The following is a 22,292-nucleotide window of genomic DNA, read 5'->3' on the forward strand; positions in this document are numbered from 1 at the left end:
GTTAATCCACAGTTACCGTCAGATAACGGTTCAGATAAGCCGGAATATCCGGGGTGTGCTGTAGCAAAGTAGCAACAAAAGCATCGCGTTCAAAGGCCATAACCTGCAAATCCCACACACAGAACGATTCATCCCGTGCCGTACGCCACACTCCCTGCTCTTGTACCCAGACTTTCACGCGCAATTCATTCTCATTGTCCCACCATCCAACAATCAGGTAATTCAGTATTTTCCCCTGATGCTCAATCACAAAACCAATGCCTGGGCGGTTCACCGTTTCTGCTTCTTCAGGTAACCACTGCCCAACTAACTGATAAGCGGGGGCGTAATATGGTGTGTCACCTTGGGCCTGCGAGTAACGAATAACATAGCGCTTCAACTGCCACTGCTTAAGATATTTAACGTCAGCAGGGGTGATATCTCGTGGCAAATAAGGCTGTGGCTGCCAGTTTACTGTTTTTTCTGCAACCACCTCTGACGGCCGAGTATCCAGAGCATCCAGTGTTTCCGCAACGGTACGGATGGTGGCAAACCGATCGACTAACACGGTTTCAGTGCGCAGCTTTAATTCTTCGCTACTCAATACCACACCATTTGGCTGCATCATTGGGAAGGTTAGCGTAGCTTCAGTCACGAAGGTCACTTGATAACCTAAATCCGATGCCACACGGGCGGTGGTTTCACAGCATTGCTCAGTACGCATACCGGCAATAATTAGATGATCTATCTGCCTTTCCTTTAGCCACTGATCCAGACCTGAATCAGTCAGCGCGTTATGTACCCGCTTTTGTACGGTAACATCTGCCTGATGGGAAACCAGCGACATTGGTTTAACATAGCCTGACGCCAGTGAGAAAGGCCCTTCTGGGGCGACATGAAAAACATCGACCAGTGCCACTCCTCGCAGTTTACAGCCGGTAATTAATAGATTCAGTGCCGCCGAGAAGGCGGGTAAGTCTTGCTGCTGCCAAAAAGATTTATGTTCGAAAGATTGTTGAACATCAATAATCAGTAATGCGCTGTTAGTCATTTCCGGCCCTCCGCCGTATGGATGTAGCTCAATCATGGGCTGGTTTTAACTAGAGCGGAATGCCAAATCCGGCCATCATAGGGTGTAAAAGGGACCAGTTAACCATTTGTTTATACCCCTTATGCTTCAACTTGCTGGTGTATTAGTTGTGCTAGCCTGCATTTTGCAATCTCGGGATATGTATCATTTGGTTTCCAACATCTTTTTTATCGACAAAAATTGACATTAAAAATGTATTCATTGCTTATTATATACAATTTGAATTCATTAAAAGAATAGTTCTATTGATGGCGTATGAATATATTCCTATATTTTGTAGGATTTTTCCTTCAGCATTGTTGATATCTCTGATTTGTCGAATAAACACAGATAAGATTTATTGCTGATATTATAAAAATATTTGAAGTATAACCTTGCTTAGTCAACTTTATTTGGCATAAACAACTGGATTTTGATCATAAACATGGCATAAAACACCAAATAAATTATATATAACGATCGATTTGGCCGATAAATTCGTATTTACTAGATAAAAAGATCGCGTATAGCCCTACCCGTGTCCAGTCGGGGCGAGAACAGCCAGATAATATAAATACATGGGAGTTTATAAAGTATCTGTTACTATTTAATATAAATTACACTTTTATGATTATAATTTAAATGTCGAGACTTAATTCTGGGATTTTTATTCTGGAATGCATTTCTACAATTGAATTTTAGTGTCATTTTGTGATTTCATCTTATTGCATTTTTACTTTCATGTTTTTTATTTATTTTATCGTGGTTATAGCCATCGGTAATGACGTGAGCCGTTGATGGCATTCCATCAGCGTATTCTTTAAATATGGTGTCTAAATAAAGGTTTTTTAATATGTCTAATTTTAAGAAAAGTGCATTGATTATTGCGTTGGCGTCTTCTGCTTTCATTTCCCAAGCATTTGCTGCAGATGAAGGTAATGGCCGTATTCATTTTACCGGTACTGTTATTAATGCACCATGCTCTATCGCGCCGAACTCTACTGATATCAGCGTAGATATGGGGCAGGTAGCGAATAAATTACTGGAAACCGGTAATAAATATTCTCAGAACGTTCAGTACAACATTGACCTGCAAGATTGCGATCTGACTGAACAAACCGCAGGTTCAGTAACTTACCCTGCAATGTCTAAAGTTACCGTAACTTTCGGCGGCGTTTCTGATGCAACCTCTCCAGCATTGCTGGCAAACACCGGTAGCGCAGGTGGTGCAGGTATTCGTCTGATCGACACTAACGGCGCATTGCTGAAAGTGGGTGATACCGGTGCTGATGTTAATCTGGTAACTGGCCCGAATCAGATAGTATTCGCAGCGCGCGTTGAAGCAACTGGCGCACCTGTAACAACCGGTACTATCGTGTCCCAGGCTACTTACGCGCTGAACTATAAATAAAATTACCCTTCGTACTTGGCGTTGCAGCAGCGTTAGCGGCACTTGTTTGCTGCTTTGCTGAAACACCAATTACTTTGGGTCATACCCTGCTTATTTGACGTTACAGCGGCGTATGTAGCTTCAATTTAAGGGGAGGATACTCCCCTTTATTAATACTTTGCCATAAGACAGTGATTTATTTATGCAATATAAATCTAGAAGAAAAGAAATGATCTTTCGAATGGTGCAAATATTAACATTGGCAGGTTTGAGTTTATTATTGCCTGGAATGGCTGCAGCAGTAGAGTTTAATACCAATATTATCGATGCAAAAGATCGCAGTAATATCGATCTGTCTCGTTTTGAGGTTGATGATTATACCCCTCCGGGTGATTATCTGCTTGATGTCCTGATTAATGGCCGGCTGTTACCTGAGCGCTACCTGGTACCCTATTTACCTGTCGATGATGGGAAATTAACTAAATTATGCCTGTCTCCAGATTTAGTTGATCTGCTGGGGTTAGCTCCGGCTGTGCGTGAGTCGCTGACATTATGGAATGATGGCAAGTGTGTTTCTATTGATCAAAAAGAAGAGATTACGGCAAATTACGATAAAGAAAAACAATATTTAATTATCTCTATTCCACAAGCATGGTTAGCTTACAGTGATCCTAATTGGGTGCCGCCTTCTCAATGGGATGATGGCATTCCCGGCGCTATATTGGATTACAACCTGTTTGGTAATCGTTATGCGCCGAAAAGTGGTAGTAGTAGCACTAATTTTAGCAGCTACGGAACTGCGGGCGCCAATATGGGGCCATGGCGTATCCGTGCTGATTACCAATATATCAATAATGAAACAGAAGGCTCGCACTACAGTAATTTTGACTGGTCACAAGTGTATGCATTTCGGGCTATCCCAGCGATAGGGGCTAAATTTATTGGTGGTCAAACCTATCTCAGCTCCAGTATTTTCGATTCATTTCGTTTTCTGGGGGCATCACTTTCCAGTGATGAGCGGATGTTGCCACCGACACTGCGTGGCTATGCACCGCAAGTGATCGGCATTGCTCGCACCAATGCCAGAGTCATTCTGAGCCAAAATGGCCGTACCCTTTACCAAACTAACGTTGCTCCGGGGCCGTTTGTTATTCAAGATATTAGTGAGGCGGTACAGGGCAATATTGATGTCCGCGTGGAAGAGGAGGATGGTCGTGTAACCACTTTCCAAGTTAGCGCCGCAACCGTACCATTTTTAACCCGCAAAGGCGCCATCCGCTATAAAACGGCTTTGGGCCGTCCGATGCAGGGCAGCAATAACGCGGTAAGTGATCCGACTTTCTTTAATGGTGAGTTTTCATGGGGGGCATTTAATGATGTTTCCTTGTATGGCGGAGTGATTGCGACGTCACAGGACTACACCGCGATAGCCATGGGTGCTGGGCAAAATTTACATGATTTCGGTGCGCTGTCTGTCGATGTTACACATTCCCGCTCTCAGTTACCGCATGAAGGGAAGCAGAGTGGTGAAAGCTACCGGGTTAACTATTCCAAGCGTTTTGACCAGACTAATAGCCAGATTACCTTTGCCGGATACCGTTTTTCCGAAAAGAACTTTATGAGCATGAGCCAGTATTTGGATCGGCTAAATGGCAATAATTATCTACAAAATGATAAGCAAACATACACCGTGACCGCGAACCAATATTTGGCCTGGCCGGATATCACTATGTACTTATCTGCTACCCATAAAACTTACTGGAATGATGTATCCAGTAATAATTACGGTGTTTCTGTCAGCAAAATTTTTGATATTGGCTCTTTTAAAGGCATTTCGACGACAATCTCTGCCAATAAAGTGAAATACCAGTATGAAAGCGAAAATCAGGTGTTCTTCTCATTCAGCGTCCCGATTGGTGTTGGGCAGCAGGTCAGTTATGACGCGCAACGTGATAAGAACAACGGCTACTCGCAGAATATCTCCTATTTCAACAGCCAGGACCCGAGGAATATCTGGCGTGTCAGCGCCGGGGGCGCCAGCCCTGAAATACAGCAAGGAAATGGCGTGTTCCGTGGTGGCTATCAGCATAGCTCCCCTTATGGTGAGTTTGGTGTCGATGCCAGCCATAAAAATAATGAATATAACTCGTTGAATACCAACTGGTATGGCTCGATAACCGCGACTGCGAAGGGTGTTTCAGCTCACCAGAATAAATCGGGTAATGAGCCAAGAATAATGATTGATACCGGCAATGTTTCAGGTGTGTCATTGAATAATAATTCGGCGATTACCAATCGGTTTGGTGTGGCAGTGGTAAATGGCGTTACCAGTTATCAGCAGTCAGACGTTCGGGTTGATGTGCAAAGCCTGCCGGAAGATATTGAAGTCTATAGTACTGTTATTCAAAAAACCCTAACCGAAGGTGCTATTGGTTACCGTGAAATTAGGGCAGTAAAAGGTCAGCAAATTATGGCCATAATCCGCCTCAATGACGGTAGTTTCCCACCACTTGGGTCATCGGTTATTGCTGATAAAACCGGAGCCGAGGTAGGTATTTTAGGCGAAAGTGGCTTGGCCTATTTGGCTGGCTTAGAAGATGCCGGGAAACTGACGGTTCAGTGGGGCAAAAAGCAGTGCAAGATAGTATTGCCGGAAAATAACGGCATGAATTCAGGGGAAATTCTACTTCCTTGTCAGTAGGTTAGGCAGCAATATGGAAAAATATTAATTAAAATAGTTTATTGACCGAAAACTATTATTGACCGTAAATTATTTTTTACCCAAAACTGTTGCTTACTTAAAGCAGTTATTCACAGCATAACGATCTAATTTAGAGCGGAACAGAAAATGAAAGACCTTAATAACATGATGCTGGTTAGGAAGAACCAGCAGATAAATAATGCCATAGTAGGGATTGCCTTATTGCTTACCACGATGGTCAGTGAGGCGGCGATTAATCTTGACCGGACACGGATTATCTTCAACAGCAGCGATAAATCAGCCAGTGTTATTTTGCAAAATCAGAGTAAAACATCACCTTATTTAGCGCAATCATGGTTAGAAAATGCTGCTGGCCAGAAAGTAGATAACCCATTGGTTGCTTTACCGCCAATGCAGCGGATTAATGCCGGCCAAAAAAGTCAGGTGCGCATTATGAAACTGCCTGATGCTGATAAATTAGCTACAGATCGCGAGACGCTATTCTATTTCAACGTGCGGGAAGTACCACCAAAAAGTGAAATGACCAACGTGGTACAAATTGCGATTCAAAATAGAGTGAAGCTATTTTACCGCCCTACGGCGATAAAAGCAGATTATAACGAGGTCTGGCAGGAAAAATTACAGATTAGTAAGCAAGGTGAAAGTCTAAAAATTCATAACCCGACACCGTATTACATCACGTTAGGGTATTTAAGCCAGGATAATCGCGGTAATTTCCCCGGTTTCGATAGCCTAATGATCGCGCCTTTTGGTACTGAGATTGCCAAGACGCCAGGTTATAGTGGCAGTCGTTATAGCATTGGTTATATGGATGATTTTGGTGGCATGGTCATCCGTATTTTTAACTGCTCGGCTGTTGATTGCCAAATTCAACCTGCGGAAAAGAAAAAGTAATGCGCGCAGCCTGTTCCGGTACCGGTAAAGGAATGACAATGACTCATGCTATGTTAAATAAAATGGGCCGGATGGGTGGCTCGGTAGTTATTTTATTGGTGACGCTGCTGTTATCGCAGGCGGCCTATGCCCTTGATTGTGTTGAAAAGGGAACCGGTATTGTGATTAAGCCTGCGATACCTATCGGGCAATTAGCGATACCATCGAATGTTGCGGCAGGGACGAAAGTCTGGGAATCGAACGATATTACTGTTACAGCCTATTGCGATAACGTATTAGGCTCGACGGTTGACCAAGTGTGGTTCTATTTTAACCCGCTACATCAATCGTTGGGGCAGGGGTTGCAATTAGGTGTCAGTTATAATGGGCAGGATTTAGAAACTAACGCGGCCCGTTTAAATACCAACTCCTCTCCGATTGTTAAAGGGCAAAACGTTACTGTTACGGTGACTTTCCGGCTATATATTAAAGTGACCGGTAACCCACCTTCGAGCGGTTATTATGTGGGTGCAGATAACTTCACGGTATTCCAACTTGATGGTTCAACTGGGCTGAATCTGACCTCTGGGGCAAAGAACTTGCGCTATGCCTTATCAGGGTTAACGGGAGTACGGTTTATTGCCTGCGGTGCGGACTTGGTGGTATATCCAGAATCGCAAATCGTGAATTTTGGCGTATTCAATAAAGCGTTGCTACAAAATAGCGGCAATAATATTAGTCAGCCGTTTTCCATTACCGCAGTCAAACAAGGTTGCTTGTCCAATTTTTCTATTCAGGCGCAGTTCTCAACCACGAATCCGTTAGTGGGTGATAATGCCATTGATATGCAAAACGGCACGAAATTGACGATTTATAATGATGCCAGTCAGGCGATTGTATATAACCGTTATAACGAGTTCGCACAGTTGAACGATGTGAGTCAGGTGACAAAAAATTATACTGCCAGCCTGAATGCTATTGCCGGGCAATCAGTGAAATTAGGCCAATTTGATGCCACAGCCATCGTGAAAATCAACTATTACTAATACGCTCAGGGCTGAGGGGTATTACTCGCCAGCCCTGATGTGTTATTTACTCACATAACGGCAGTAATTGCTGATAGAGCTTTTTGAAGATTGTCCGTTGAGCAGTGTAATAGTGATGGCGATCTGTATCAGGTAAATGGGTTTGTTCCAATATCAGTTCAGGTAATAAGTCCGCTAATGGCGTTTCTGGGTTCAGTGCAATTTGAGCCAACCGGGCTGCGCCCAACGCTGGGCCGATATCCCCCCCGGTACGATATTCCAGCGTTTGGCCACTGATATCAGCCAACATTTGCCGCCAATAGGCACTGCGAGCCCCCCCGCCAATCAATGTGACTGATGTCGGCTGCAATCCGCTGGCATGCACCGCATCCATCCCATCAGCTAAAGCAAATCCCACCCCTTCTAACACCGCACGGGCTAAATCTGCCCTGCCATGTTGGTGGGTAAAGCCCCAGAATGCCCCTTTAGCATTGGGGTTATTATGGGGAGTCCGTTCGCCAGAAAGGTAGGGTAAGAACCATACCGGGGTAGCCGCTGGCGGTGCTTTCTCCACTTCTGCTATCAGTGCAGGAACATTATCGACGCCGGTGAGTTGGCAAGCCCAGTCAAGACAGGATGCGGCACTTAGCATCACCGACATCAGGTGCCAGGTATGTGGTAATGCATGGCAAAAACTATGAACTGCGCTGGCGGGGTTGCTGAGAAAGCCGTCACTGACGGCAAAATAGACGCCGGAGGTACCCAGCGACAACATCGCCTGTCCGGTCTGATACAGACCAACACCAATAGCACCGGCAGCATTATCACCGCCTCCGGCCACTACCGGAATGGTGTTGATACCCCAGCGGTGGGCAATAGCTGTACTGACATGGCCGGTAATCTGGCTGCCTTCAAACAGTGCTGGCATGTGCTGGCGGTTTAAACCGCAGGCGGCCAACATCTCATCACTCCAGTCACGCTGCGCGACATCCAGCCACATAGTACCGGCGGCATCGGACATATCGCTGGCGAAATCACCACTGATCAGAAAACGAAGATAATCTTTTGGTAACAGTACCTTATCAATACGACTAAAAATATCTGGCTCATGCTCAGCCAGCCATTTCAGTTTTGGTGCGGTAAACCCGGGCATCATCAGATTACCTGTAATCTGGCGCGACTCGGGTACTGCTTGCTCCAGTGCCTGACATTGGGCAAAACTGCGACCATCATTCCATAGAATGGCTGGGCGCAGCACCTGATGTTGTTTATCCAGTAAGGTTGCGCCGTGCATTTGCCCGGTTAACCCAAGGGCTTTTACCTGCTGCAAATCATGTGCTGCGGCCAGAGCCTGCATGGCCTGATCGGTTGCCTGCCACCAGTCAGCCGGGTTTTGTTCCGACCACAACGGGCGTGGGCGCGAGACGGATAAAGCGGCACTTTGGCTCGCAACTACTTGCCCGTTTTCGGCCAGTAGAATTGCTTTGACGCCGGAGGTGCCCAAGTCGATGCCAAGGTACATATACCTTCCTTATAGATGAGATTGGGGCAGCGGGTGCCCCATCTTAAACATCAGCCGAATAAATAGCGGTTAACCAGATTTTCTAACTGCTCCTGATGACCACTCTGATGTTGCGGATTCAGGTTATGCTGTTCGGCATAGCGTGCCAGCTCTTCCAGCGACAGTTTACCTTGCAGAATTTGCTGACCCATCTCAGTATTCCAACCGGCATAGCGCTTGGCAACGCGTTGATCCAACTGACCATCTTTAATCATTTTGGCGGCAACTTTCAGTGCCAGCGCCATGGTATCCATCGCCCCAATATGGCCATAGAACAGGTCATATTTATCGGTACTTTGGCGGCGTACTTTTGCATCAAAGTTCAGCCCACCGGTAGTAAAACCACCCGCTTTGAGGATCTCAAACATCACCAACGCATTTTCTTCTACACTGTTTGGAAACTGATCAGTATCCCAGCCCAACTGTGGATCACCACGGTTAGCATCTACTGAACCGAAAATACCTAAGGCAATAGCACTGGCGATTTCGTGATGGAACGAGTGGCCCGCCAATGTGGCATGGTTGGCCTCAATATTTACTTTAATCTCTTTTTCCAGCCCAAACTGCTTGAGGAAGCCATAAACGGTAGCCACATCATAGTCGTACTGATGCTTGGTGGGCTCCTGTGGCTTAGGTTCAATTAATAGCGTGCCCTGGAAACCGGTTTTATGTTTGTGCTCCACCACCATCTGCATAAAGCGGCCAATCTGCTCGCGTTCCTGGCGCAAATCGGTGTTTAACAGTGTTTCGTAGCCCTCACGCCCGCCCCATAACACATAGTTTTCACCGCCGAGTTTTTTGGTGGCATTCATGGCAGTAAAGACTTGAGTTGCAGCCCAACTAAAGACTTCTGGATCAGGGTTAGTGGCTGCCCCCGCGCCATAGCGTGGATGGGTAAAGCAGTTAGCTGTACCCCATAATAATTTTACGCCGCTGCTCTCTTGTTTCTCGGCCAATACCTCGGTCATAACGGCAAAATTATTAAGATACTCTTTCATTGACGCGCCTTCTGGCGAGACATCGATATCATGGAAGCAGTAATAAGGCACATTCAGTTTATGAAAGAATTCAAATGCGACATCGGCTTTGCGTTTTGCCAGAGCCAGTGCATCCCCCGGATGCTGCCACGGGCGATCAAAGGCATTGCTGCCAAACATATCGGCCCCGCCCCAGCAGAAGGTATGCCAATAACAGGCCGCAAACCGGAGGTGGTCGGCCATTCGCTTACCAAGAATAATTTCATCCGGGTTGTAATGATGAAATGCCAGCGGGTTAGCGCTCTGGCTGCCTTCGTAACGCACTTGTTCTAATTCATCAAAATAAGATTGCATGCAATACTCCTTGGAAGCTGGCCCCGCTTTTGCCGGGCTGATGAGCTTTTATCTTCGGAGTTGTTAGCGATTCTCTCAATTACGTTATTTCACACTTAAATTCAGAGAATTATTAATTGTGGTGTAGATCTCATAAATAACCGCTTAATTATAAAAATGCTTAGATATTCATTACACGGATAACATCCCGTAATGGAATTATGCATTTTATGAGGAAGAAAACATGATCGTTATCATAAAATTAACATTAAACCAAAAAACATAATTGGCGGATGAAAATCTGTAATTGCCGATGTGCAAATAAGCGTCAACAATCCCTATTGCAGTCGATGTTTACCGTTTCTCTTACCCTGCTTGCACAATAAGAAAGGTACCAAAAGATGAAATTTAAGAACATTTTACTCTCCGCATGTGCCGCTCTGGTGATGATTAGCCAGCCCGGATTTAGTAAAGAAATTAAAATCGGTATGGCGATAGATGATCTCCGCTTGGAACGTTGGCAGAAAGACCGCGACATTTTTGTTAACAAAGCTGAATCACTTGGCGCTAAAGTATTTGTGCAATCTGCAAATGGCAATGAAGAAACACAGATGTCACAAATAGAAAATATGATTAATCGTGGCGTTGATGTGTTAGTTATTATTCCCTATAACGGTCAAGTATTAAGTAACGTTATCGCCGAGGCTAAACGGGAAGGGATAAAGGTATTAGCGTATGATCGTATGATAAATAACGCTGATATTGATTTTTATATCTCATTTGATAATGAAAAAGTGGGTGAGTTGCAGGCGAAAAGCCTGGTTGAGCGGGTGCCGCAAGGCAATTACTTCCTGATGGGTGGGTCACCCGTCGACAACAATGCCAAGTTGTTCCGCCAAGGGCAAATGACAGTGCTTAATCCACTGATAAAAGAGGGGAAAATAAAAATTGTCGGTGATCAGTGGGTTGATGCCTGGTTACCAGAAAATGCCTTGAAAATTATGGAGAATGCACTCACTGCCAACAATAACAAGATTGATGCTGTGGTGGCATCCAATGATGCAACTGCTGGCGGGGCAATTCAGGCGTTAGCCGCACAAGGGTTGGCAGGGAAGGTGGCTATTTCCGGTCAGGATGCTGATTTGGCTGCAATAAAACGAATTGTTGCGGGTACACAAACCATGACCGTATATAAACCAATCAGTAAATTAGCCAATGATGCGGCAGAAATTGCAGTCACCCTGGGTAAAGGTGAGGAACCAAAAGCCAACAGTAAATTAAATAATGGTATAAAAGATGTTCCTGCTTATTTATTAACACCGATTCAAGTTGATAAAAGCAATATTGATAGCACTATCATAGCCGACGGATTCCACAAAAAAGCAGATGTTTATTGATTGGCATATTGCTGATTGGACTTTGTAATAAACGGCCAGTTATTTAATTTATTAACATGGCCGTTATTTAATGTAGCCGCAATGCTATAAAATCAGCAGTATTAAGGAGGGGTTATGCCCTACCTGCTAGAAATGAAAAATATTACTAAGCAATTCGGTGTGGTTAAAGCCGTAGATAATATCAGTCTGACATTAGAGGCCGGACAAGTATTATCGTTATGTGGTGAAAACGGCTCGGGAAAATCCACACTAATGAAAGTGTTATGTGGTATTTATTCCACCGGTTCTTATCAGGGAGAAATATTTTTTTCAGGCGAAATGTTACAGGCCAAAAATATTCGTGAAACAGAGCAAAAGGGCATTGCGATAATTCATCAGGAACTGGCGTTAGTGAAACAGATGTCGGTGCTGGAAAACATGTTCCTCGGTTCCGAATGGGGGCGCTTCGGCATTATGGATTACGATGCCATGTATTTACGCTGCCAGCGGATGTTGGCACAGGTCAAACTGGTCGTCGACCCTCACACTCCCGTCGGTGAGTTGGGCCTTGGGCAGCAACAGCTCGTTGAAATTGCGAAAGCGCTGAATAAACAAGTGCGGCTACTAGTATTAGATGAACCTACCGCCTCACTGACTGAAAGTGAAACCGCTATTTTGCTGGATATTATCCGTGACCTGCGAAACCACGGTATTGCCTGTATCTATATCTCGCATAAATTGAATGAAGTCAAAGCGATATCCGATCATATCTGTGTGATCCGCGATGGTCGTCATATTGGTACCCGCCCGGCGGCGACCATGAGCGAAGATGACATTATCGCTATGATGGTAGGCCGCGAACTGAAAGAGCTTTACCCCCATGAAGCCCACCATATTGGCGAAGAAATTCTACGGGTGGAAAATCTCTGTGCCTGGCATCCGGTCAACCGCCATATTCGCCGGGTCGATGAGGTCTCTTTCGTGTTGAAACGTGGCGAGATTCTAGGTGTTGCCGGGTTGGTAGGCTCAGGTCGAACCGAAACAGTGCAATGTCTGTTCGGCGTCTATCCGGGCCGTTGGCAGGGAGATATTTTTATTGATGGTAAACCGGTGACCATCAACACGTGTCAGCAGGCGATGAAATTGGGCATTGCGATGGTGCCAGAAGATCGCAAAAAAGACGGCATCGTACCGGTGATGGGGGTGGGCGCGAATATCACACTGGCGGCCTTGGATGATTTTACCGGTGCTTTTAGCATGCTGGATGATGCCAAAGAGCAATCCACCATTGCGCAGTCTCTGGCGCGGTTAAAGGTCAAAACCTCTTCATCAGAGCTGGCGATTGCCCGCCTTAGCGGTGGTAATCAGCAAAAAGCGATTCTGGCTAAATGCCTGTTACTGAACCCGAAAATTTTGATTCTCGATGAGCCAACTCGTGGTATAGACATCGGCGCAAAATATGAAATCTATAAACTTATCAATCAATTGGTCCTGCAGGGAATTGCGGTCATTGTGATTTCTTCTGAATTGCCGGAGGTTTTGGGATTAAGTGATCGGGTGCTGGTCATGCATCAGGGGCGCATCAAAGCTGATCTCATTAACCATAACCTGACCCAAGAAAAGGTCATGGAAGCCGCACTCAGGAGTGAAACCCATGTCGCAAGCTAATCAGTCTGAACTGAATACACCAGAAAATGGCGTTAAAAAGCCACTATTTCGGCTAAAATCAGTTAATTTGCAAGTTTTTGTCATGTTGGCCGCTATTGCCATTATTATGCTGTTTTTCACTTTTACCACTGAAGGGGCCTATCTCAGCGCCAGAAATATCTCGAATCTTCTGCGCCAAACGGCGATCACCGGCATCTTGGCGGTGGGGATGGTGTTTGTCATTATCTCAGCGGAGATTGATCTGTCGGTCGGTTCGATGATGGGGTTGCTGGGCGGTGTGGCCGCGATTTTTGATGTGTGGCTTGGCTGGCCGTTGCCGCTAACTATTGTGGTTACGCTAGGCTTGGGGCTAGTACTGGGGGCATGGAACGGTTGGTGGGTTGCCTATCGCAAAGTTCCTTCATTTATTGTCACCCTTGCCGGAATGCTGGCTTTCCGTGGCATCTTAATCGGTATTACCAACGGCACCACAGTATCGCCAACCAGTAATGCGATGTCACAAATCGGCCAAAGCTACCTGCCTAACGGATTCGGTTTTGGTATCGGGGCGATTGGCCTGATGTTGTTTGTGGCCTGGCAATGGCGTCGGCGTAGTCACCGTATTCGGCTGGGTTTGCCGGTTGCGGCACCCCAGGGAGATGTTACTCGCCAATCTATTACTGCTGTAATAGTTCTTGGGGCTATATATTTATTGAATGATTATCGTGGTGTCCCTACCCCGGTATTAATTCTTACGGCGCTGATGCTGGCCGGTATATTTATGGCTACCCGGACTGCTTTTGGTCGCCGGATCTACGCCATTGGCGGCAATATCGATGCAGCCCGTTTATCTGGGGTCAATGTAGAACGCACCAAACTGGCGGTATTTGCTATCAATGGATTGATGGTGGCAATAGCCGGTCTGATTCTTAGTTCCCGCCTGGGGGCGGGTTCACCTTCTGCGGGTAATATTGCCGAATTGGATGCCATCGCAGCTTGTGTGATTGGTGGTACCAGCCTTGCAGGGGGTATCGGCAGTGTTGCTGGTGCCGTGATGGGCGCATTTATTATGGCTTCTCTCGACAATGGGATGAGCATGCTGGATGTGCCGACTTTCTGGCAGTACATTGTCAAAGGTGCGATTTTGTTGCTGGCTGTATGGATGGATTCCGCGACCAAACGCCGGGTTTAACCCTATCTTTTTGCAGAGAGATCAATGCCATACTGCGTTGATCTCTCTGCTTATTGAGTCTTGATATCCCACCTATTTCAGGAGCCATTCCCATGTTTGAGAAACGCTACCGGATAACCTTGCTGTTTAACGCTAACAAAGTATACGACCGGCAAGTGGTGGAAGGGGTCGGTGAGTATTTACAAGCTTCACAATGTGATTGGGATATTTTTATTGAAGAGGATTTTCGTTGCCGTATCGATAACATTCGAGATTGGCTGGGTGACGGTGTTATTGCCGATTTTGATGATCGGCAGATAGAGCAATTACTGGCGAATGTAGATGTCCCGATTATTGGCGTGGGTGGTTCTTATCATCAACCGGCAGATTATCCGCCGGTCGATTATATTGCGACGGATAATGCAGCGCTGGTTGAGGCTGCTTTTATGCACTTGAAAGAAAAGGGTTTAAATCGTTTTGCTTTCTACGGACTGCCTGCCAGCAGTGATAAACGCTGGGCACAGGAGCGAGAATATGCTTTCCGACAGTTAGTGGCGGCGGAGCAATACCAAGGGGTGGTTTATCAAGGAATGGCTACCGCGCCAGCTAACTGGCAATACACCCAGAACCGCCTGGCGGACTGGGTGCAGACCTTACCACACCAGACCGGGATTATTGCTGTGACGGATGCGCGAGCGCGACATTTGCTCCAAGTGTGCGAGCATCTGGATATTGCGGTACCCGAGAAGCTGAGTGTTATTGGTATTGATAATGAAGAGTTAACCCGCTATTTATCGAGGGTGGCACTCTCTTCGGTGGTGCAGGGAACCCGACAGATGGGCTATCGGGCAGCTAAGTTGTTGCATCAACGCCTTAATCAGCGTCAGAAACAACAAGAGACAGCGCCATTACAGCGCATTCTGGTGCCACCGGTTAAAGTCATGGCCCGCCGCTCAACCGATTTTCGCTCGCTACGTGATCCGGCAGTGATTCAGGCGATGCATTATATTCGCCATCATGCTTGTAAGGGGATTAAGGTTGAGCAGGTATTAGATGCGGTAGGAATGTCGCGCTCAAATCTGGAAAAACGCTTTAAGGATGACATTGGGCAGACCATTCATGGCGTAATTCATGAAGAAAAGCTTGATCGGGCGCGTAACTTATTGGCTGCCACTTCCTTGCCTATCAATGAAATATCGCAAATGTGCGGCTATCCATCGCTACAATACTTCTATTCGGTATTCAAAAAAGGCTATTCCATTACCCCGAAAGAACACCGCGATAAATATGGCGAAGTGAGCTATTAACTGATTCGGTACTCTCAATAATGTCTCATCCCACTCTTACTTGAGGGGATTATTCATCATGTTTATTGAATGGCTAGCACCATACAATAAACAAGCTATAATCACCGCCTTACACCATTCTTCCAAATGGAAGATCATCGTCCCCGGTGGGGCGGCTGGACTTCAAATCCAGATGGGGCCGCCAGCGGTCCCTGGCAGGTTCGACTCCTGTGATCTTCCGCCAAAAAATTTTTTTGCCTATTCCTCAGCACTTACAAAATATCCCCATTTTAAGTAAATATGAAAAATAAGTAGAATCAGCTTGTTGAAGTTATGATGATTCGATACGGAAGATTTTGTATGATTCTAACCCAATAAAATGCCAAGTTATTTTCAGTAGTACTGATAATAAAAACATGTTCTTAAAAACAGTATTGACATCTGGTACAGAACACGTAGATTGGAATTCAACACCGGTGCAATTAGTAACGAACTCTTTATTTAGCCGGTGTCCATGTAGTTGATTTAAAATAATGCGATAAAGGTCACGAAATATTTTTTTATGTGAGATTCGCGATGGGTTTTTAATAATGGACTCGTGCGATGATGATTTCAGGCCACGTAATAAATCTTTACGATCGCATATGTGGACCAAAACGCGATGACGCGATGAGTTAAGGCTTTGTTGTTAATAGTAATGTTCGCGATTTGTGTACGTAAGTATGAAGTCGAGGATATCGCGAAGAAAGTAAAGCCATGTAGTAAGAGTATATATCGCGAGGGTGATGTACTAATTTAGTCAGTGTTATCATAAGCATGGCTAAATGTAACAAACGGGAAATGTTATCATTCAGTTAATATATTGGAGGATAGAGTTAGTTGTAAGCACCAAATATTCCTGTAGAAATAGGTACATCTTTGTAAATAGTACTAAGATAAGTGTCACGTTATTAAGTTGATTAATGTTTAATTTTAAATCTGTAGTACCTTAAAAGCCCTGACTACTGTAGTCGGGGCTTTTATCATTGTGGCTTTATAAGGTTTTGTATTACTGCGTTTTATCGGGGCGATCCAATGCTGTTATCCCGATAAGAACAAAATAACCGCCATGAGGGCGCCCCAATCCCATCAATAACTGAAGCTTTTAACCCGCGCCAGCACATGCTCCCCTACCGGCATAGTAAGTGACGTACATCCTATATAATCGCCAACTAACCCCAGAAAAGACGTAAATGTCTTAAATACATTGATGGCTTCGTTTAATATTGTTTTCTTTCATTTTATCCGATGGGTCACCGATGATCGCAGTTATCTTTGAAGTTGAACCGGCAGAGGGCGAGTACCACGCATATCTGGATTATGCCGGAGCACTGAAACCTTTATTGGAACAAATGGACGGTTTTATTTCAGTAGAACGTTTTCAGAGTTTAAGTAACCCGCAGAAGTTGTTATCGCTATCATTTTGGCGCGATGAGGCGGCCGTTAAGCAGTGGCGGAATATTGAACAGCATCGTGGCGCACAAGCCGCGGGGCGTGCGAGTGTGTTCGCCGGTTATCGCCTGCGGGTAGCGGCGGTGGTACGGGACTACGGCTTAACTGAGCGAGAGCAAGCGCCTGTTGATAGCCAGGTTCATCATAAACAATGAGTTATAGGTAACGACGGATAAATTTTGTGTTTGGTAGCCCCTAATGGTCAACCGCGGAACCGTATAGTGTATTTGGGGACGATATCGCCGATTTAGTGTGTCACAATGTAAAATCCATGTGACATATATGTGACTTCGTGCGCAAAAACACACCAATTTTATGCTAGTTTCATCAGTAAAACCACGTTGAAAATCCTTCTACTCTGCCTTAACGCAGAACGGAATTAATTATAACTAATTAATTTAAAACACTATTCATAATATTATTTTTTTTGGGTACGGCAGAATATTGCCTTTTTTCCAGAGCTTGATTGTACTTGTCTATACGAGTATATGTTAATAAATACTCAAGCTAAGTAATGTCGTTGATACCTGAAAAACTGGTTGAAGGAAATTGCCGTGACTGCCCAAAATAGATTCCGTGATACTGAGATTCGTGCCCCGCGTGGTACGCAACTTACGGCCAAAAGTTGGCTGACCGAAGCCCCGTTACGTATGCTAATGAACAATCTTGATCCAGACGTGGCTGAGAATCCAAAAGAATTAGTGGTTTACGGCGGTATCGGCCGCGCAGCCCGCAATTGGGAATGCTATGACAAGATTGTTGAAAGCCTGACCCATCTGAATGACGACGAGACGCTACTGATTCAGTCAGGTAAGCCCGTCGGTGTCTTCAAAACCCACAGTAACGCCCCTAGAGTATTGATTGCCAACTCGAATCTGGTGCCTCATTGGGCCAACTGGGAGCATTTTAACGAACTAGATGCCAAGGGGTTGGCGATGTACGGCCAGATGACCGCAGGCAGTTGGATTTATATCGGTAGCCAAGGCATTGTGCAGGGTACCTATGAAACCTTCGTCGAAGCCGGTCGACAGCACTTTGGTGGCAGCCTGAAAGGGCGCTGGGTATTAACGGCAGGTCTGGGTGGCATGGGCGGGGCACAGCCACTGGCGGCAACCTTGGCGGGTGCATGTTCTCTGAATATTGAGTGCCAGCAGAGCCGCATCGATTTCCGTCTTAAAACCCGTTATGTCGATGAACAAGCCACCGATTTGGATGATGCGTTAGCGCGAATCGAAAAATATACTGCGGCGGGTGAAGCTGTTTCTATTGCACTGTGTGGCAATGCGGCTGAAATTTTACCTGAGCTGGTTCGTCGTGGGGTTCGCCCAGATATGGTGACCGACCAAACCAGCGCACATGACCCGCTAAACGGTTATCTACCAAAAGGCTGGAGCTGGGAAGAGTATCGTCAGCGCGCCCAAAGCGAACCCGCATTGGTGGTTAATGCCGCTAAAACTTCCATGGCGGAACATGTTGAAGCGATGCTGGCCTTCCACAATATGGGTATTCCAACCTTTGATTACGGCAATAATATTCGCCAGATGGCACAAGATATGGGGGTCACTCATGCTTTTGATTTCCCTGGTTTTGTCCCTGCGTATATTCGCCCGCTATTCTGTCGCGGTATTGGCCCGTTCCGCTGGGCTGCGCTCTCTGGTAACGCCGACGATATTTATAAAACCGATGCCAAGGTTAAGGAACTTATCCCTGATGATGAGCACTTGCATCACTGGTTGGATATGGCCCGCGAACGTATCAGTTTCCAAGGGCTACCGGCCCGTATTTGCTGGGTAGGCTTGGGGCAGCGCGCTAAATTAGGTTTGGCTTTTAACGAGATGGTTCGCAGTGGTGAACTGTCGGCCCCGATTGTCATTGGCCGCGACCATCTGGACTCCGGTTCAGTTGCCAGTCCTAACCGAGAAACCGAAGCGATGCAGGACGGCTCTGATGCCGTATCTGACTGGCCGCTGCTCAATGCATTGCTCAATACGGCCAGTGGCGCAACGTGGGTTTCTCTGCACCACGGTGGTGGTGTCGGGATGGGCTTCTCCCAGCACTCTGGCATGGTGGTGGTCTGTGATGGCACTGATGATGCTGCTGAGCGCATCGCCCGGGTATTACATAACGATCCGGCTACTGGTGTTATGCGTCATGCAGATGCAGGTTATGACATTGCCATTAATTGTGCACAAGAGCAGGGGTTGAACCTGCCGATGGTTGCTGCAACTCAAGGTAAAAAATCATGAAAACAGTCAATAAAACAGTCAATAAAACAATGGTACTGCACCCTGGGCTGATGACGTTGGCGGATTTGCGACATATATACCAACATCCAGTCAACATATCGCTGGATGAAAGTGCTGATGCGGCTATCCAGCAGAGTGTGAAGTGCGTACAGGCAATATTGGCAGAAAAGCGTACTGCCTATGGCATTAATACTGGTTTTGGCCTGTTAGCATCGACTCGCATCGCTACCGAAGATCTGGAGAACCTGCAACGTTCGATAGTCCTTTCCCACGCGGCCGGCGTCGGAGAGCCGAATGACGACGCCATTGTGCGGCTGATTATGGTGTTGAAAATCAATAGCCTGGCGCGTGGATTTTCAGGTATCCGTCGGGAAGTCATTGATGCGTTGATTACGTTAGTTAACGCAGAGGTCTATCCGCATATTCCGCTAAAAGGATCCGTGGGTGCTTCCGGTGATTTAGCACCTTTGGCGCACATGAGCTTGCTGCTGTTGGGAGAAGGTAAAGCGCGTTATCAGGGCGAATGGCTTGATGCTCGCACGGCTCTGACGAAAGCGGGCCTGGAACCGCTCACCTTAGCGGCCAAAGAAGGGCTAGCATTACTTAATGGCACTCAGGTTTCAACAGCTTATGCACTACGTGGTTTGTTTGAAGCCGAAGATCTCTATGCTGCGGCGTCTGTCTTTGGCAGCCTCACCGTGGAAGCGGCTTTAGGCTCCCGTAGCCCGTTTGACGCACGTATTCATGCGGTGCGAGGCCAGCGTGGTCAGATTGACGCGGCTAATACTTATCGCCACCTGTTGGGCGATCGCAGTGAAGTCTCTGAATCTCATAAGAATTGTGACAAAGTACAGGATCCTTACTCTCTGCGTTGTCAGCCGCAGGTGATGGGTGCCTGCCTGACTCAAATGCGTCAGGCAGCAGAGGTGCTGGCTATCGAGTCGAATGCAGTATCAGATAATCCGCTGGTGTTTGCCGAACAAGGCGATGTGCTGTCAGGCGGTAATTTCCATGCTGAGCCGGTGGCTATGGCAGCGGATAATTTGGCATTGGCACTGGCTGAAATAGGTTCATTAGCCGAGCGTCGTATTTCACTATTAATGGATAAACATATGTCGCAGTTACCACCATTCCTGGTGGAAAATGGCGGCGTAAACTCTGGTTTTATGATTGCACAGGTGACTGCTGCTGCATTAACCAGCGAAAATAAAGGGTTGGCATACCCTTCCAGTGTTGACAGTATTCCTACATCTGCCAATCAGGAAGACCATGTCTCTATGGCACCACGTGCGGGTAAACGCTTGTGGGAAATGGCCGAAAACGTGCGCGACATTCTGGCTGTTGAGTGGCTAGCGGCATGTCAGGGGTTGGATTTGCGCAAAGGTTTGAAAACCTCGGATGCATTGGAGCCTGCCCGCCAGCTATTGCGCCAACATGTAGCCTACTACGAGAAAGATCGTTTCTTTGCCCCCGATATTGAAGCGGCAAGCCAACTCATTGCGCAGCGTCATATGAATGAACTGATGCCTGCGCACCTACTACCCAGCCTTTAATAACGATTTGTCCACTAATAACCGTTCATCAACTAATAACAATTAATCTACTAATAACAACGGTCACCAGTTATTACATCAACCTATGGGTGGTCCCGATTACCGGGATCACCCTCTCTGAACCCCTGCCTGAAAAGGCACAAATTTTGCGAGAATGTACCATGAAGAATGATTCATCCACGCTCAAACGAGGCCTCAGTGCCCGGCATATCCGGTTTATGGCGTTAGGTTCCGCCATTGGGACCGGTCTGTTTTATGGCTCTGCCGAGGCGATTCGTCTGGCGGGACCAGCAGTTTTACTTGCTTACCTCATCGGCGGAGCGGCCGTGTTTATGGTGATGCGCGCGCTGGGTGAGATGGCAGTGCATGACCCGGTAGCAGGCTCTTTCGGTCACTATGCCAGCCGTTATCTTGGGCCGCTGGCCGGTTTTCTCACTGGCTGGACCTATACCTTTGAGATGATTATTGTGGCGTTGGCTGATGTCACCGCATTCGGTATCTATATGGGGTTATGGTTCCCTGATGCGCCACAGTGGGTTTGGGTGCTGAGTATTATTTTCTTTATTGGTGCGCTGAATCTCTGCTCAGTCAAAGTGTTTGGTGAAATGGAGTTCTGGCTATCGTTGCTAAAAGTGACGGCGATTATTGCCATGATTGCTGCCGGCTTGGGCATCATGATGTTTGGCTTTGGTGCAGGTCATGAGAGCACCGGTGTCAGTAATCTCTGGTCTCATCAAGGATTTATGCCGAATGGCTTGACGGGGGTGATTGCATCATTTGCCGTGGTGATGTTTGCTTTTGGGGGGATAGAAATTATCGGTGTCACGGCCAGTGAGGCAAAGAACCCAGAAAAAGTACTACCACGTGCCATTAATACCGTACCGATACGCATTCTATTGTTCTATGTTTTGACCTTGTTTGTGCTGATGGCTATTTATCCATGGAATAGTATTGGGCAAAATGGCAGTCCTTTTGTTGAGATTTTCAGTAGTTTAGGTATCAGTTCTGCTGCTAATATTTTGAATCTGGTGGTTATTACCGCGGCTATTTCCGCCATTAACAGTGATATTTACGGTGCGGGTCGCATGATGTACGGCATGGCGCAAGAAGGGCTGGCACCGAAGTGTTTTAGCCGTCTGACCCGTAATGGTGTGCCATGGATGACTATTTTGGTGATGGCAATCGCACTGTTATGTGGTGTGGTGCTGAACTATCTGATCCCGAAAAATGTATTCCTGATTATTGCCTCGATTGCCACCTTTGCGACGGTCTGGGTATGGCTGATGATCCTTATCTCGCAAGTGGCGATGCGCCGCTCTATGAGCAAAGAGAATATTGCCCGGCTGACATTCCCGGTACCGTTCTGGCCAGTGGCACCGATTCTGACCATCATCTTTATGGCATTTATTATCGCGGTTTTAGGTTACTTCCCTGATACCCGTATCGCCATGTATGTTGGGGTGGCGTGGGTAGTATTAATGACTCTCGCCTGGTGGGTCTGGTTACGCAAGGCTTCACCACGGTCTCTTCAAGAACCGATAGAGAGTTTGCAAAAACAGATAGAAAGTCGCGAGGTTTAGTCACGACTGGCCG

Annotated in this window: 15 protein-coding genes and 1 tRNA gene; 13 read left to right on the forward strand and 3 right to left on the reverse strand. The window is 46.5% G+C overall.

Annotation, left to right across the window (positions count from 1 at the left end; all coding sequences use genetic code 11):
• Position 1: 1 nt before the first annotated feature.
• The gene (locus ACWJJO_RS00275) at positions 2-1,030 is read right to left on the reverse strand and encodes a cysteine hydrolase family protein (RefSeq protein ID WP_481090502.1); all 1,029 of its coding nucleotides are present in this window, start codon (positions 1,028-1,030) and stop codon (positions 2-4) included.
• An 871-nt stretch (positions 1,031-1,901) separates the two neighbouring features.
• Here ACWJJO_RS00275 and ACWJJO_RS00280 point away from each other — a divergent pair.
• The 4 genes from ACWJJO_RS00280 to ACWJJO_RS00295 all read left to right on the forward strand — a co-directional run bounded on the left by ACWJJO_RS00280 (position 1,902) and on the right by ACWJJO_RS00295 (position 7,079).
• Positions 1,902-2,459 carry a fimbrial protein gene (locus ACWJJO_RS00280; RefSeq protein WP_083161443.1) on the forward strand — a complete coding sequence of 186 codons (558 nt, stop codon included), beginning with the start codon at positions 1,902-1,904 and terminating at the stop codon, positions 2,457-2,459.
• Positions 2,460-2,667: 208 nt separating this feature from the next.
• A complete protein-coding gene (locus tag ACWJJO_RS00285) occupies positions 2,668-5,139 on the forward strand; it encodes a fimbria/pilus outer membrane usher protein (RefSeq protein WP_481090503.1) in 2,472 nt (823 codons plus the stop codon).
• Positions 5,140-5,286: 147 nt separating this feature from the next.
• Complete coding sequence (locus ACWJJO_RS00290) at positions 5,287-6,054, forward strand: fimbrial biogenesis chaperone (RefSeq protein WP_083161439.1); 768 nt, start codon at positions 5,287-5,289, stop codon at positions 6,052-6,054.
• A gap of 38 nt (positions 6,055-6,092) precedes the next feature.
• The gene (locus ACWJJO_RS00295) at positions 6,093-7,079 is read left to right on the forward strand and encodes a fimbrial protein (RefSeq protein ID WP_083163973.1); all 987 of its coding nucleotides are present in this window, start codon (positions 6,093-6,095) and stop codon (positions 7,077-7,079) included.
• 46 nt (positions 7,080-7,125) lie between these two features.
• On the opposite strand, the gene xylB is transcribed toward ACWJJO_RS00295, so the two are convergent.
• Together xylB and xylA are read right to left on the reverse strand one after the other, a co-directional pair.
• Positions 7,126-8,580 (reverse strand): xylulokinase, encoded by a 1,455-nt coding sequence (xylB, locus tag ACWJJO_RS00300; RefSeq protein WP_372568446.1) that lies wholly within the window; start codon positions 8,578-8,580, stop codon positions 7,126-7,128.
• A 50-nt stretch (positions 8,581-8,630) separates the two neighbouring features.
• A complete protein-coding gene (gene xylA / locus ACWJJO_RS00305) occupies positions 8,631-9,950 on the reverse strand; it encodes a xylose isomerase (protein ID WP_481090504.1) in 1,320 nt (439 codons plus the stop codon).
• Positions 9,951-10,330: 380 nt separating this feature from the next.
• Between xylA and xylF the strand changes: the two genes are divergently transcribed.
• The 9 genes from xylF to ACWJJO_RS00350 all read left to right on the forward strand — a co-directional run bounded on the left by xylF (position 10,331) and on the right by ACWJJO_RS00350 (position 22,279).
• Positions 10,331-11,326: a D-xylose ABC transporter substrate-binding protein gene (gene xylF, locus ACWJJO_RS00310; protein ID WP_050086873.1), complete on the forward strand. Its 996-nt coding sequence runs from the start codon at positions 10,331-10,333 to the stop codon at positions 11,324-11,326.
• Between the two features lie 114 nt (positions 11,327-11,440).
• Entirely contained in the window at positions 11,441-12,973 is a 1,533-nt protein-coding gene (locus ACWJJO_RS00315) for a xylose ABC transporter ATP-binding protein (protein WP_481090505.1), read from the forward strand.
• Complete coding sequence (gene xylH, locus ACWJJO_RS00320) at positions 12,960-14,144, forward strand: xylose ABC transporter permease XylH (protein ID WP_083161431.1); 1,185 nt, start codon at positions 12,960-12,962, stop codon at positions 14,142-14,144. The genes ACWJJO_RS00315 and xylH overlap by 14 nt, the downstream gene beginning before the upstream one ends.
• A 92-nt stretch (positions 14,145-14,236) precedes the next feature.
• Complete coding sequence (xylR, locus tag ACWJJO_RS00325) at positions 14,237-15,430, forward strand: D-xylose utilization transcriptional activator XylR (protein ID WP_083161429.1); 1,194 nt, start codon at positions 14,237-14,239, stop codon at positions 15,428-15,430.
• Between the two features lie 128 nt (positions 15,431-15,558).
• A tRNA-Sec gene (locus ACWJJO_RS00330) sits at positions 15,559-15,653 on the forward strand.
• Between the two features lie 1,054 nt (positions 15,654-16,707).
• Positions 16,708-17,055: an antibiotic biosynthesis monooxygenase family protein gene (locus ACWJJO_RS00335; protein ID WP_481090506.1), complete on the forward strand. Its 348-nt coding sequence runs from the start codon at positions 16,708-16,710 to the stop codon at positions 17,053-17,055.
• Positions 17,056-17,454: 399 nt separating this feature from the next.
• Positions 17,455-19,146, forward strand: a complete 1,692-nt coding sequence (gene hutU / locus ACWJJO_RS00340) for a urocanate hydratase (protein ID WP_442824783.1) — start codon at positions 17,455-17,457, stop codon at positions 19,144-19,146.
• Between the two features lie 29 nt (positions 19,147-19,175).
• Complete coding sequence (hutH, locus tag ACWJJO_RS00345) at positions 19,176-20,699, forward strand: histidine ammonia-lyase (RefSeq protein ID WP_372569835.1); 1,524 nt, start codon at positions 19,176-19,178, stop codon at positions 20,697-20,699.
• A gap of 161 nt (positions 20,700-20,860) precedes the next feature.
• Positions 20,861-22,279: an amino acid permease gene (locus tag ACWJJO_RS00350; protein WP_083161413.1), complete on the forward strand. Its 1,419-nt coding sequence runs from the start codon at positions 20,861-20,863 to the stop codon at positions 22,277-22,279.
• Positions 22,280-22,292: the final 13 nt, after the last annotated feature.

The sequence above is a fragment of the Yersinia antarctica genome, from assembly GCF_056636475.1.

What these genes read in the sequence shown, in the direction of transcription:
- ACWJJO_RS00275 (WP_481090502.1), bottom strand. Translation starts at nt 1,030, where the DNA reads ATGACTAACAGCGCATTACTGATTATTGATGTTCAACAATCTTTCGAA.
- ACWJJO_RS00280 (WP_083161443.1), top strand. Translation starts at nt 1,902, where the DNA reads ATGTCTAATTTTAAGAAAAGTGCATTGATTATTGCGTTGGCGTCTTCT.
- ACWJJO_RS00285 (WP_481090503.1), top strand. Translation starts at nt 2,668, where the DNA reads ATGATCTTTCGAATGGTGCAAATATTAACATTGGCAGGTTTGAGTTTA.
- ACWJJO_RS00290 (WP_083161439.1), top strand. Translation starts at nt 5,287, where the DNA reads ATGAAAGACCTTAATAACATGATGCTGGTTAGGAAGAACCAGCAGATA.
- ACWJJO_RS00295 (WP_083163973.1), top strand. Translation starts at nt 6,093, where the DNA reads ATGACTCATGCTATGTTAAATAAAATGGGCCGGATGGGTGGCTCGGTA.
- xylB (WP_372568446.1), bottom strand. Translation starts at nt 8,580, where the DNA reads ATGTACCTTGGCATCGACTTGGGCACCTCCGGCGTCAAAGCAATTCTA.
- xylA (WP_481090504.1), bottom strand. Translation starts at nt 9,950, where the DNA reads ATGCAATCTTATTTTGATGAATTAGAACAAGTGCGTTACGAAGGCAGC.
- xylF (WP_050086873.1), top strand. Translation starts at nt 10,331, where the DNA reads ATGAAATTTAAGAACATTTTACTCTCCGCATGTGCCGCTCTGGTGATG.
- ACWJJO_RS00315 (WP_481090505.1), top strand. Translation starts at nt 11,441, where the DNA reads ATGCCCTACCTGCTAGAAATGAAAAATATTACTAAGCAATTCGGTGTG.
- xylH (WP_083161431.1), top strand. Translation starts at nt 12,960, where the DNA reads ATGTCGCAAGCTAATCAGTCTGAACTGAATACACCAGAAAATGGCGTT.
- xylR (WP_083161429.1), top strand. Translation starts at nt 14,237, where the DNA reads ATGTTTGAGAAACGCTACCGGATAACCTTGCTGTTTAACGCTAACAAA.
- ACWJJO_RS00335 (WP_481090506.1), top strand. Translation starts at nt 16,708, where the DNA reads ATGATCGCAGTTATCTTTGAAGTTGAACCGGCAGAGGGCGAGTACCAC.
- hutH (WP_372569835.1), top strand. Translation starts at nt 19,176, where the DNA reads ATGGTACTGCACCCTGGGCTGATGACGTTGGCGGATTTGCGACATATA.
- ACWJJO_RS00350 (WP_083161413.1), top strand. Translation starts at nt 20,861, where the DNA reads ATGAAGAATGATTCATCCACGCTCAAACGAGGCCTCAGTGCCCGGCAT.